Below are 13,255 nucleotides of genomic sequence, written 5' to 3'. Positions count from 1 at the left end.
TCATTTATTTACTAATAACCTGGATTCTGTGTCAATCCTCCACCTAAAGATATTTGGGCTGTAGGTATTGGATAGACCATAAACTCCTCCTTGGTTAATGTCTTGTACTTTTTCATCGCCAATTTTGTCCGAACAAAATCGAACCAGGTCTCACCCTCAAACATCAGTTCGCGTTCTTTTTCTTCCTGAACAGCAGTGATGAAATTTGCAAGGCTGCCAAAGGAACCAATTGCTTTGGATACTCCGGCACGATCCTGGACCATCTTTAATGAATTATAAGCAGCCTGGCTTACGCTATTGTCTACCCTTGCCTTCGCTTCTGCATGGATTAGATACAGTTCTGCCAATCGGATGACCGTAACATTTTGGCTTGAGGGCGAAAAGTTTGGAAACTTACCCATGAAGTAGTTGTCATTGCTTCCTTTTTTGATGGTAAATGCTTTTCGCTTATCAGCATCTTCATACAGGTCCAGTACCGTTGAATCCTTTGCAAAGAACAAAACCGATGGATTATCATTGGCTACTGCTGCCAATGGATTGGTCACCTGGTCATCAAATTGCAGTTCAAAGATTGCTTCGTTTGTATTCTGGGTTGTCCAGATGGTACTGAAATCTGACACCAAACTGAAACCTCCCGAAGTAATCACTTCATTGGCCAAGTCAGCGGCTTTCTTGTAATCATTGGTAAAGGCAGCTTGGTATAGATATACCTTGGCCAATAAGGCTTTTGCACCCCAATGCGAGGCTCTTCCTCTACCTGCATCGCCAGTATAAGGGTTTTCCTTCGGTAAGGCAGCGATAGCCTCAGTTAGGTCCTTGACGATCTGTGCGTAGGTATCCTCTTTCTTTGCCTGAGGAGTTTTTATATCATCACCTTCTTTCGTCGCTTTTAATTTTAGGGGAACCCTTTCAAAAGCTCTGACCAAGAAAAAGTAATTTAAGGCTCTGATGAATTTTGCCTCTCCGATAAAGATCTTTTTCTTTTCTTCCGAAATCATGGAACCGTCCATGTTGGGAACTTCATCGATCACGTTGTTTGCCGCATTGATCGTTGCGTACAAGGCCTGCCACATATTGGAAGTCCAAGGATTGATAGCCTGGATTTCATGGCTGGCGAAGGTCTCATACTCTGGATAGACCGCAGAATGCCTTACATGCACCGCTGAAAATTCAGGAACGACCAAGGTGGACTGACCATAGGAAAAAGGACTGGTCATGGTCCTATATGCACCGATTACGGCAGCATTTGCATTCGTTTCCGAGTTGAAAAACTCATCTTCTGCAATCTGTCCCAAAGGGTCTTTGTCTAAAAACTTGTTGCATGAACTCAGTGAAACCGCTGTCAATGCAACGAAACATATGGATAATATTCTATTTTTCATTTTCATATTCGCGACTCTTAGAAAGTTAAGTTAATACCTGTTGTGAAAATCCTTGGTTGTGGATAACTTCCATAGTCATAACCGTAAATTAAACCTGTGTTTGCTCCGCCGTGGCTAGAACTAACCTCTGGGTCATATCCTCTGTATTTGGTAAATACGTAGGCATTCTGAACCGTTACGTAGAAACGTAATCTCTTCATCTTGATGCGTTCCGCAATCTCGTTAGGAAGGGAATAACCTAAGGTGATATTTCTGATCCTGAAGAAAGAGCCATCTTCTACAAAGCGTGAGGATACCGCTCCATTGTCTAAGCTTCCCGGTGCTGGTCTTGGAACATCCGTGATGTCTCCCGGTTCGCGCCATCTGTCCACAAAATCAACAAACTGGTTAGAACTCGGGTTGAAGCCCTCTAAACCCGATGCCAAGTTGTAGTTGAAGATATCATTGCCATAAGAGAATTGACCTAAAATGCTCAAGTCAAAATTCTTGTACTCAAAGTTATTGCTGATGCCACCAAAGAACTGTGGATTCGGATCACCGATCATCACATGGTCTTCATAATTTGTAGGTGCAACTGCTTCACCATTCTTGCCTAGGTAATCGATCATACCTGTTTCTGGATTAACACCCAAAGCTTTCCAGCCATAGAAAACACCTAATGGCATTCCTGGAACAGCTCTGTTCAGATCACCTACACCACCGCGCATTTCAGTCAGTCCTTCTGGCAAAGCCAAAACTTTATTTCTATTGAAAGTCATGTTCAGGGATGTGCTCCATTTGAATTCGCCCACTAAGTTTTTGCTGCTTAATTCAAATTCGAAACCTTTGTTTTCAATATCTCCAGAGTTGGTGAAACGGTTGATAAATCCTGAACTGGTCAAGATCGGTAGACCGATCAACAGATCCGTGGTTTTCTTGTAGTAGTAATCTGCCAATAAGGAAATCCTATCATTGAAGAAACCAGCATCTACACCCACGTTCCATTGTCTTGTGGTTTCCCATTTCAAACCCTTGTCACCAAGTACGTTTGGAATAAAACCGGCTTGGCCCATGTAGTTGTTTCCGCTTGAGTATAATGAACGGCTGGCATAGTTACCGATGTTCTGGTTACCGGTGATACCCCAGCTGGCTCTCAATTTCAAGTCGCTGAACGTGCTGTTGTCTTTCAGGAAGTCTTCCTCAGAAATCCTCCAAGCTGCAGCCATGGATGGGAAAACTGCCCAACGGTTGTCAGAACCGAAGCGTGATGAACCGTCCATACGAACATTCGCATTGACAATATATTTGTCTTTGTACACATAAGATGCTCTTGCAAAACCTGATGCAATGGCCCATTCTTCTGGATATGCATTGGCTCCGGTGATCACACCCCCTGCAGTTACATAAGGGATATCATTGTTCGGAAATCCGGTCCTTTGTGCATGGGTAAATTCTAAACGAGAACCTTGAACCGAGAAACCTCCCAATGCATTGATATAATGGTCTCCCATGGTCTTGTCAAAGGTCAAGGTCGTCTCATTGATCCATAATTGGTCACGCGTACTTCTGCTTGCTCCTATACCACCCTGACTGGCATATGAACGCAAACCAGTTGGGGGCATGAAGAAAGTCTCATCAATAAAGCTTAAATCTGTACCAAAACTGGTCTTCAACAATAATTCAGGGATGATGTTATATTCTGCACTGGCATTTGCCAAGATGCGGTAAGTCTGTGCCTTATTTGTTGGCAATTCAAGCATGGCAACTGGGTTCTCCCTGGTCAACCTGACTTGGTCATAATAATAATTGCCATTCTCACCATATACCGGAATATTCGGTGGAGAGAAGATCCCCGATTTGGTCGATCCTTCTTTCGAATTCTCTTCCTGTACACGATGGTTTGTCGCTCTGGTCAAATTGATCGAGGTCGCGAACCTTAACTTGTCACTGTGTTGGTGATTTAAGTTCAAGCGCCCACTTAAGCGGTCAAAATCTGAAGAAAGCAATACACCGCCTTGTTTCATGTAACCAACCGAAGTATAATATTGTGTCTTATCGCTTCCACCACTTGCTGCAAGCTCGTAGTTCCTGGTTGGAGAAGTCCTGAAAATTGCATTTTGCCAATCGGTATTGATACCTGGGTTAGCAAAGATTTGATCAGGGATAGGCTTTGACGGATCTTGCTCTTGCAAGATTCTATAATAGTCTTTCATGTAATCTTGGTACTGTGCCGTATTCATGAAGTCATAATATCTTTCTTTCGGAACTTGGGAGAAACCTTCATACATGTTGAATGTAAACTGGCTCTGTCCAGCAAGTCCTTTTTTCGTAGTGATCAATACCACACCATTAGCCGCTCTGGAACCGTAGATGGATGAAGAGGCCGCATCTTTCAGGACTTCAATGGATTGAACATCCGAAGGGTTGATGGATGACAGCACATTGATCCCTTGGGTACCACCACCGAAATCAAAAGTGGAACCACCTGTAAAGTTGGTCGTACTGTTCACGGGGATTCCATCTACCACATATAGTGGATCAGAACTGGCATTGATGGAGGTTGTACCACGAACACGGATACTGATACCACCACCTGGTGAGCCCGATTTTTGGGTAACCTGTACACCACCGGCTTTACCTTGGATGGCCTGGGTTACACTAGGCAATACCTCATCTTCGATTTCATTGGCACCGATACTGGATACCGCCGTTGGTAGGGTTGCTCTTTTCATCGTACCATAACCTACAGCAACCACCTGAACGGATTCAATCGTATTGGTTTCTGTCGCCATCACAACTTGGATATCCTTTCGGTTTCCCACAGCCTGGGTAATGGTCTTGTAGCCTACGGACGAAAAACGGATCCTACTTTTTGCATCGGCAGCGATCTGGAATTTACCATTTTCATCGGTACTGGCACTTAGATCCGTTCCGACTACTTTCACGGTAATTCCCGGAAGAGGGCCTGATGGGCCGCTAACTGTACCTGTGATCACATTTTGACCAGTAGGTGCTGCAACAGCCGCATCGGTCTGTGCGGTACTGTCTGTCGCAACTGCCGTCTGTGTACTGTCGGTCTGTACTTGGGTACTGTCCGTTTGGGTTGCCGAACTATCGGTTTGTTCTGTGCCTTCTGTTTCAGCAGCTTCCGTTTCTGGAGTTGCAACCAGCATCTTCACGTCCAACTGTTTTTGGTTGTTGACATGAACTTCCTGTGTGGCAAATCCCGATTTTAAAAAGACCAACATCCCATTTGGGTTGGCCGCGATTTTGTATTCGCCATTTTCATTGGATAGCACACTGTTTGTTGTCCCCTGCTCTGTTACCACTACGCCCTCAATGGCTGTTCCAGTGGAGTCAGTAATCTTACCAATGATATCTAAGGAATCAATGGAAGGATGGTGGGGATTGATTTTAAAGTTTGTTTCTAGTTTGTGATTCTTTTCTGTGGCGCTTGCCCGTCCTTGATGGCAAAAGAGCATGAGAGCACATGCTAAGAAAAGCGAACGGTAAAGGATTTGCATCATATGTTAATTATTTATCAGGGTAATTTTCTTAATAGAATTCCGCTCAAAAGTTGGTTATCAAAACTTGTTGCGAGAACAAGGATTAGTGCTTTTTTGACAACCATTATATCAAGTTTGTTACATTGATACGTAATACTTAAACGCCAACAAACCTTTTTTGTTGTTAAAAAATGTGAAATAATTAAAATAACAACAATTTAAGACAAAATATACTTTTATTAAATGCTTAATAATTAAGCTAAAATGGATAGAATTCCGGCTAGAAACGGCATCCAATAATTCACTTAAAAGCTGTATTTTTCTGTGAAAACTTTTTCGGGATTAAAGAAAAATGGAGTGAGTTTGGGGAAGATTCTTCGATAATGGTTTTACCCATATTCGAGCCATATTGCTAAAATTCGGAATGTGTCTCGAATAAGGTCCAATTCAGATCAACAACTTATTTAGGGATTTACTTGGATTAAAAATTGGTCATTTTTATTGCCAAAGATTTCATGCTTGAATAAATTTCCTTGACCGGATCAATATACATAAAAAAAACAGCAGCAGCTTGGGGCTACTACTGTTTCAGATCTTATATTTTATAGGCGATTAAATACCTAATATTTCTCTATTGAAGTTTTCATCAGCTCCAGTTGCTGCGAAATCGTCGAATGCTTTATCGGTAACTTTGATAATATGGTTCTTGATAAATTCTGCACCTTCTGTTGCACCATCAACCGAATTCTTCAAGGCACATTCCCATTCCATTACTGCCCATCCATCAAAATCATAAGCAGCCAGTTTACTAAAGATTCCCTTGAAGTCCACCTGTCCATCTCCTAATGAACGGAACCTTCCTGCGCGTTCTACCCAGCCTGAGTAACCGCCATAAACACCTTGTTTACCCGTTGGGTTAAACTCCGCATCTTTAACATGGAACATCTTGATACGCTCATGGTAATGATCGATATAGCTTAAATAATCCATGCCCTGTAATAATAGATGGGATGGATCGTATAGTAAGCAAGCTCTTGGGTGATTGTTTGCCGCTTGTAGAAAGCGCTCATAACTTACCCCATCATGTAGGTCTTCACCGGGATGGATTTCGTAACAAACATCCACGCCATTTTTGTCGAATTCATCCAAAATTGGAAGCCATCTTTTTGCTAATTCCTTGAAGCCTGTTTCGACTGCACCGGCAGGACGTTGAGGCCAAGGATAGACCATATGCCATAACAAGGCTCCACTGAATGTCGCATGGGCATTAAGGCCCAGGTTAGCTGAAGCTTTGGCCGCTAACTTCAATTGGTCGATAGCCCATTCGGTCCTGGCCTTAGGGTTATTTCTATATTTTTCAGGAGCGAATCCATCAAAAAGTTTATCATAGGCAGGGTGAACCGCCACTAATTGACCTTGAAGGTGGGTAGATAACTCTGTAATCTCAACCCCTTGTTCTTTAAGTTTTCCCTTGATTTCATCTGCATAGGTTTTGCTTTCCGCAACTTTCTGCACATCAAAGAAGTTTGGGTCATTAGTCGGGATCTGTACACCTTTAAAACCCAATGAGCTCGCCCATTTACTAATGGTTTCTAAATTATTGTACGGTGCTTCATCGGCTATAAATTGGGCTAGGAAAATGCCCGGTCCTTTTAATGTTTTCATAAAAAAATAGTTTGACTAAATATAACAATTCAATCCGTTATATAGTGTATTTGAAACACTAAATTCTATTTCAGTAACAAATCATTTGCAAAATCTGTAGGTCTTTTGCCCGTCGTCTGGAGAAAGGTGTTGGAAAAGGAAGCGATGCTTTTATAGCCTACGGCATAACTTATTTCGCTGATGCTCCTTTCTCTGGCAAGGATTAATTCAATGGAACGGATGATGCGGGCGGTCTTGACAAATTGCAAGAATGAGGTATGTAGATGCTGCTCAAACAATCGGCTCAAGCTCCGTACACCGAGATTGAATTTTTTCGCAACGACTTCCAATCGCAGATCGGTATGGAGCATATTGCTGATATAGGAAAGTATGGGCTTGAGTTGATGTTGATTGGATGTTGGCAAGGATAAACTGAACCGCATGGGACTCAATTGAGGAAGTAGCTGAACCATGGAATGAAGAAAGTTGTGTTGTTCCTCTCCTTTGTTGAAAACCGAAGTTCCGCAGAATTTTAGGCTTTCAATAATCAAGGGATGTGCCGGGAAAATCCCGATTTCCTGATGGAAAGGTTTGAGCTGTTTCTTACTTAATGGGATATAAAGGTTCCGGACCAGTACATGTTGTTCACGCTGATGGCTAAATTTGTGCTCCAAATGTGGAGGGATCCATAAATAGTGATAGGAAGGAATAAAATAAGCCTTTTCTCTTGTATGCAAATAGGTTAGACCACCCTCCAACAGGGTAAGCTGGGCTTTGGCGTGAGAATGGAAATCGAAATGTTCGGGTTTCATCTGAAAGGTCAAGACCTGCTGATCCTCTGTACTTACCCATTTTAAGAAATCCTTTTCCATAGTAAGGTCAAAGATAGAAAGGTTTGGCTAGAAAAATATAATTTATGTCCCATTATATAAAAAACAGCTAGTGTTAATTGTGGACCTTTGTGCCTCAATATGAATACGAATAAAATTTGGACGAGGGATTTTATATTATCCTGTTTAGGCTGTTTCTTTCTTTTTGTAAACTTCTATATGCTGTTATCATCCATGCCATTGGCGATCAAGCAGCATATGGGCGGTACTGCTCGAGACATGAGTTTGGTTGTTTCCGTTTATCTGTTGGGGATTGTATTGTTACGTCCGTTTTCCGGGGTGATTTCAGATCGAATCGGATCTAAAAAGATTTCCGTTATTACCATGTTTTTATTTGTGGTCTGTTCATTTATGTATCTTGGGATTCATGCCATAGTACCATTACTGCTTGTTCGGATGATACACGGTGTTTTCCATTCGCTTTCCACAACGGCACATGCCGCCATGGCCATCACTATGGTTCCCACTAGCAGAAAGGGCGAGGGAGTTGGCTATTATGGCTTGGCGATGAGCCTCTCCATGGTGCTTGGGCCAGCTTTGGGACTGTATATCTTAAATTCATTTGGCTTCGAGGTCTTGATCCTTGTGGCGTCAATCTTCTCGGTCATAAGTTGGCTATTGACCTTGTTCATAAAAAATCCAGAAACAGTTAAACACGCAGTACCTGCCAAAGTTGGAAAGCAGAAATTCAGTTTTTCAAACTTTATTGAAATGAAGGCCGTCCCGGTCTGCATTTCAGCGATGTTGTTTGCTTTCTCATATTCCTCCATTATCTCCTTTATGGCGGTTTATACGACCGAGTTAGGCATGCCGATAGCGGCTATGTATTATTTTATCACCTTCGCTATCAGCATCATGGTAACCCGCCCCATCATAGGGAAGTTATTGGATTCCAAAGGACCTAGTTATTTGATCATTCCTTCATTGATCATATTTGCCCTTGGCCTGATGATCATGGGATCAGCTACTTCCATGTTCCAGATCTTAATTTCTGGTGTGATTCTAGGGGTTGCTTACGGTGCGATATTCCCAAGTTTCCAGACCATCACCATCAAATTAAGTCCTGTGGACAAAGCCGGTTCAGCTACAGCAACCTTCTTTCTATTTTACGATAGTGGATTTGGACTGGGAGCCTTTGCTCTGGCCGTCGTGGCATCCTATTTTGGCTATGCAAAAATGTATATGATCGTAAGCGGGTTGATCCTCTTGACCTTGCTTTTATATTATCTATTATATCATCGAAAACAACAGACCTCAATAGCGAATTAATTAATTCAATAGCGATGGATACACCTTTGGTAATATTTTTCAAAGGTGTTTTTTTTATCCAATTTTCAGCCTTAACTCTTGGTTATGAGCATAAAATCGATAGAATGTTATTCTATTACAAAGGCTTCATTCATTTTCTTAACAGTTCTTGGCATAATGATTGGAAGTATGCCCGAGGAGTAAATTGAAAATTTATATAGAAACTATTTTACAAGCATTATGAAAAAGTTAATGATTTTGGGGTTAATGGCAATAGGATTGGCTTCTTGTAGCAAGGAGACGTTAAATTATGCTGAACGTGATACTGCATTGAATTTACTTCGTGCAAACAAGTGGTTTTCTGTAGTGGAAACGACCAAAGAAGAGGGTAAAGAACCAGAGGTAGATACCTTGGTAGGTGACGATGAAACACAATACATCGAATTCAGGGCTAACAACAACGCATACATTATGCTGAAGGATGCAAATTTTGCTCCTGCAATCCCTTATTCAATGCCAGAAAAGAAAACGTTGGTTTTTGATGGGGTAACTTATCAAATCCAAGAGAGCTTGATTGGTTCAATCAAGAAATTCACTGGTGTTAATGTATCTGGTACAACAACTAGAACAATAGTATTTACGAGACGTTAGGTTAAACTTAATTTTGAGAACTGGCACATGCGTTTTACGGGTGTGCCTTTTTTGTTTTTAGGGCTAGCCAAATGGTTTTCTTCGTTACTTTTGAAGCCCAAAAGTAACCAAAAGGCTTCGGCTCATTTAAGATGGCTTTTCGCACCATCCATCACACATGAAAAGAATGCCTTGATGTCGAGGATGCCGTTCTTCAAAATTCTCCCTTTTGATGGGAGAATTTCTTGAAAGCATCCAAGGCCAAACCCATCGCACAGGGCAACGGCATTCTTTCCATTTTTCCGCCATTGGAAATGAGCCGGGGGCAAAGAGCTTCCTTCGGAAGGTGAAATGATTGTAGAAAACCCCTAGCGGGGTGGAATATTTTTCTATACCCTTTTTGTGTCACCCTGAGGGCTCCCCGAAGGGTCTCGGAACTATCCAAACTTCATTTGAAATAGTTTTCTCATCTTACGATTTCGAAATGACGGCGATCCTAAAAAAACAAAAAATAGATTCTTCGTTTCACTCTGAATCCCTCTTTAGCGCATTTTTATTCTGAACGATCAGTGAGGAATCTGTACGGTTCTCTACTACTATGCGTGTCATGCTGCACCGAAGGTGCAGGAACTGTACGCCAATACCATTCTTAGCTTTCTTATCTTGGATAAATTCTGTAATATTCCGAGACCCTTCCTTCGTCAGGGTGACACCGGAAATGGACATTTTTTTGCGCTATACAACCCCCAGAGGGGGTGGCTTTTTCAAATCTTGGTCCATCCTCTTATCCTTTGCATCCTGGTTCATTCCATGATCTTGGTCCATCCTCTTATCCTTTGCATCCTGGTTCATTCCATGATCTTGGTCCATCCTCTCATCCCGTACCCTGAGCGAAGCCGATGGGCATCCTGGTTCAAAACCCGTTGAAAGAGCGGCTGCGGTTCTTATTTCCTGTTCTTTTCTTCAATCCACTGGGATAGGTATTTGCTGGAAAGGAATTGATTGGACCAGAGAATTTGGCCTATCATGTTTTTGCGACGGTGGGTATCGGGTGCTTGTTGGATTTTTTCAAGGTCGGTTATGAAGTCTTTACCCCAATCTGGATCGATCAAGGATTCTAAAATCTGCTGTGATCTATTTGCTGCACTTTCCCATGCATGCTGGTCTTTATACAGCGAGACGGCTTTGTCAACAATTTCATCGGTTTCATCTGCAATTTCACCTGGCCATTCATGGCCGTTAAACATGGCTTCTGCGCCGACCTTGCTACTGATTGATGGAATCCCAGCGAACAAGCCATCGATAAATTTGCCTTTCAGTCCTGCGCCGAAAGGTATTGGAGCCAATAAAATGCGGTATTTTTTTAGGGTATCTACTGCATGCTCGGCCCTTCCCATAATACGGAAGCCTTGCTTTGGCTGGTTGAGTTGCCAAACCTTATCGCTGGGATAGGCGCCATAGATATGCACTTCTGCTTTAGGTAATTGCTTTCGGATCGAGGGCCAGATTTCCTTGATGCGTTGTACGGTTTTCCAGTTAGGTTCATGGAGGAAATTGCCGATAAAGGTAAAATGTTCCCGATCCTCAAATCCTAATTGTTCCTGTTCTTGATGGTGGATCTGGAAAGGTAAATAGCTTAATATTTGTGGATTGATGGCAAACTCTTCCTGAAGGAGCTCCATTTCATATTCGGATATGATCAAACTGAGATCCGAGCGGTAAATGGCGGTCAATTCCCGTTTCGCCAGGTCGGAATAGAGCATGTCTGCGTTGAAATCTAAACCTTTTTTATAGGCTTCTTGGCGTGCTTGCCTAACGAAATGCAGGTCTTCGGTGTCCAAAATGCGTATAGCCTGAGGACAGGCCTGCGCAACCCGCCAGCTATATTGCTCTTCGATCATGAAACGGTCGAAAAGTACAAAGTCTGGATTTAGATCTTTGATAAATTCATCAAAGGAGGAGTCGTTCAGTTTGATCTCAACCTCAGCTACAGCTTTGGCTTCTAAGGGGAAGCTATGTTCAGATTTACTGGCGGCTGAGGCAAAGGTGATTTCAAATCCTTGGGAATTAAATAGATCGATGAGCTGCAGCATTCGCCAACCTGCCGCAGAGGAGGTCGGTTCAGGCCATACCAAACCGATGATAAACATTCTTTTTCCCATGCTGCAAATTAGCATTATTTCATGTATTTAGGGGGATGATTTTGTTTTCATTACCTTTGTGGAAATTTTCAATGCTATGTTAGGACTAAAACTTTTGACAGACCCAAGATGGGCCAATATCGCGGAATCTAATTTGGAAGAGATCTTGACGGATCATGCCTGGTGTGAACAGAAGGCAGCTTCGAATGCCATTTCATTGATTACCCAGAATTCTGAACTTGAGGATCTGGTGCATGAGCTGACTGCCATAGCCATTGAAGAGATGGAGCATTTCAAGATGGTGATCGATATCATCAAGGAGCGTGGTTATGAACTAGGTCGCGAAAGAAAGGATGATTATGTTGGGCAGTTGATGAAATTTGCCAAGAAAGATGGTTCCAGAAACCAAGCTTTTATCGATAGGCTATTGTTCGCTGCGATGATCGAAGCAAGGAGCTGTGAACGATTCAGGGTATTGTCCAAGAATATCAAGGATCAGGATCTGGCGAAGTTCTATCATGATCTTATGGTTTCGGAAGCGAACCATTACACCACCTTCCTGAATTTTGCCAAGAAATACACAAAAGATGTGGATGTGGATAAGCGTTGGAAAGAATGGTTGGAGTTTGAAGGAAATCTTATCCAATCCTACGGTAAGAAAGAACAGATCCACGGATAATAAGGATATTAAAAAAGGCATTTCGAAAGAAATGCCTTTTTCTATTTTTATGCCTCGCTGGCTTCTTTATCTTTATCCTTGATGGCCAATTGACCACAGGCCGCATCGATATCTTTTCCTCTACTTCTGCGCACATTGGTGATCACGCCTTGGCTACGTAAGTAAGTGGCAAACTGATCGATCTTATCCGCTTCTGCATTCACGAAATCTGCCAAAGCAATTGGGTTGTATTCGATGATATTGACCTTACAAGGTACATTCTTGCAGAATTTTGCCAACTCTTTGGCATCCTGTAGTTCATCATTGAAATTATGGAAAACAATGTATTCGAAAGTAATCGGGCTCTTTGTTTTAGCATAGAAATATTTCAATGCCTCAGCCAGTGCTGCCAATGAGTTCTGTTCATTGATCGGCATGATTTCATTCCTTTTGTCATCGTTTGCCGCGTGCAGTGAAAGGGCAAGATTAAAGCGAACTTCATCGTCCCCTAATTTCTTGATCATTTTGGCGATTCCGGCAGTGGAAACTGTAATTCGTTTCGCCGCCATATTCAGACCATCTGGAGAAGTGATGCGATCCACCGATTTCATCATGTTGCTGTAGTTCAACAAAGGTTCACCCATGCCCATATAGACGATATTGGTCAATGGATGTCCATATTTTTCTTCAGCCTGTTTTGCTATCAGTACGACTTGGTCATAGATCTCATCGGCATTCAAGTTTCGCTTACGGTCCATATAACCGGTACCACAGAATTTGCAGGTCAAGCTACAGCCCACCTGAGAACTCACGCAAGCTGTCATGCGGTCATCTGCAGGAATCAAGACCCCTTCAATTACGTTGTTGTCGTATAAGCTGAATGTACTTTTTATGGTTTTATCCGAGCTGATCTGGGATTGTTTTACCTTAACGGCGTTGATGGTAAAATTGGCCTTCAGGGTTTCGCGCAATGACTTGCTCAGGTTGCTCATTTCATCGAAATCAGTACAGGATTTTTGCCATAGCCATTCGTAAATCTGCTTGGCACGAAAACCCTGTTCACCCATTTCAACAAGTGCATCCTTTAATTGAGCTAAACTCAAGCTCCTGATATCTACCGTTTTTACTGCTTTTTCCACGTTACAAAGATACATCAAAAATTATAAGCTAGAAGTAA

10 protein-coding genes are annotated in these 13,255 nt (G+C 42.3%); 3 read left to right on the top strand and 7 right to left on the bottom strand.

Annotation, left to right across the window (positions count from 1 at the left end; genetic code table 11):
* Nucleotides 1-11 precede the first annotated feature (11 nt).
* The 4 genes from ACWICE_RS03270 to ACWICE_RS03255 form a co-directional block, all read right to left on the bottom strand.
* Nucleotides 12-1,382 carry a RagB/SusD family nutrient uptake outer membrane protein gene (locus tag ACWICE_RS03270; protein WP_185216108.1) on the bottom strand — a complete coding sequence of 457 codons (1,371 nt, stop codon included), beginning with the start codon at nucleotides 1,380-1,382 and terminating at the stop codon, nucleotides 12-14.
* A gap of 17 nt (nucleotides 1,383-1,399) precedes the next feature.
* Nucleotides 1,400-4,888 (bottom strand): SusC/RagA family TonB-linked outer membrane protein, encoded by a 3,489-nt coding sequence (locus ACWICE_RS03265; protein ID WP_454297628.1) that lies wholly within the window; start codon nucleotides 4,886-4,888, stop codon nucleotides 1,400-1,402.
* A 591-nt stretch (nucleotides 4,889-5,479) separates the two neighbouring features.
* The gene (locus ACWICE_RS03260) at nucleotides 5,480-6,532 is read right to left on the bottom strand and encodes a sugar phosphate isomerase/epimerase family protein (protein ID WP_454297627.1); all 1,053 of its coding nucleotides are present in this window, start codon (nucleotides 6,530-6,532) and stop codon (nucleotides 5,480-5,482) included.
* Between the two features lie 65 nt (nucleotides 6,533-6,597).
* Nucleotides 6,598-7,383, bottom strand: a complete 786-nt coding sequence (locus ACWICE_RS03255) for an AraC family transcriptional regulator (RefSeq protein WP_454297626.1) — start codon at nucleotides 7,381-7,383, stop codon at nucleotides 6,598-6,600.
* Nucleotides 7,384-7,482: 99 nt separating this feature from the next.
* On the opposite strand from ACWICE_RS03255, the gene ACWICE_RS03250 reads away from it, so the two are divergent.
* Both ACWICE_RS03250 and ACWICE_RS03245 read left to right on the top strand, forming a co-directional pair.
* Nucleotides 7,483-8,670, top strand: a complete 1,188-nt coding sequence (locus ACWICE_RS03250; RefSeq protein WP_262890975.1) for an MFS transporter — start codon at nucleotides 7,483-7,485, stop codon at nucleotides 8,668-8,670.
* 219 nt (nucleotides 8,671-8,889) lie between these two features.
* Entirely contained in the window at nucleotides 8,890-9,300 is a 411-nt protein-coding gene (locus ACWICE_RS03245; RefSeq protein ID WP_185215761.1) for a hypothetical protein, read from the top strand.
* A gap of 504 nt (nucleotides 9,301-9,804) precedes the next feature.
* Here the strand turns inward: ACWICE_RS03245 and ACWICE_RS03240 are convergent.
* Both ACWICE_RS03240 and ACWICE_RS03235 read right to left on the bottom strand, forming a co-directional pair.
* Nucleotides 9,805-10,005 (bottom strand): hypothetical protein, encoded by a 201-nt coding sequence (locus ACWICE_RS03240; protein WP_454297625.1) that lies wholly within the window; start codon nucleotides 10,003-10,005, stop codon nucleotides 9,805-9,807.
* A 218-nt stretch (nucleotides 10,006-10,223) separates the two neighbouring features.
* Nucleotides 10,224-11,441: a glycosyltransferase gene (locus ACWICE_RS03235; RefSeq protein WP_454297624.1), complete on the bottom strand. Its 1,218-nt coding sequence runs from the start codon at nucleotides 11,439-11,441 to the stop codon at nucleotides 10,224-10,226.
* A gap of 76 nt (nucleotides 11,442-11,517) precedes the next feature.
* On the opposite strand from ACWICE_RS03235, the gene miaE reads away from it, so the two are divergent.
* Nucleotides 11,518-12,099 (top strand): tRNA-(ms[2]io[6]A)-hydroxylase, encoded by a 582-nt coding sequence (gene miaE, locus ACWICE_RS03230; protein WP_093100108.1) that lies wholly within the window; start codon nucleotides 11,518-11,520, stop codon nucleotides 12,097-12,099.
* Nucleotides 12,100-12,146: 47 nt separating this feature from the next.
* On the opposite strand, the gene rlmN is transcribed toward miaE, so the two are convergent.
* Complete coding sequence (gene rlmN / locus ACWICE_RS03225; protein ID WP_454297623.1) at nucleotides 12,147-13,232, bottom strand: 23S rRNA (adenine(2503)-C(2))-methyltransferase RlmN; 1,086 nt, start codon at nucleotides 13,230-13,232, stop codon at nucleotides 12,147-12,149.
* Nucleotides 13,233-13,255: the final 23 nt, after the last annotated feature.

Source organism: Sphingobacterium sp. NPDC055346 (genome assembly GCF_053645235.1).
The sequence above is the reverse complement of the archived record's forward strand: the minus strand, read 5'-3'. Positions and strand labels throughout refer to the sequence as shown.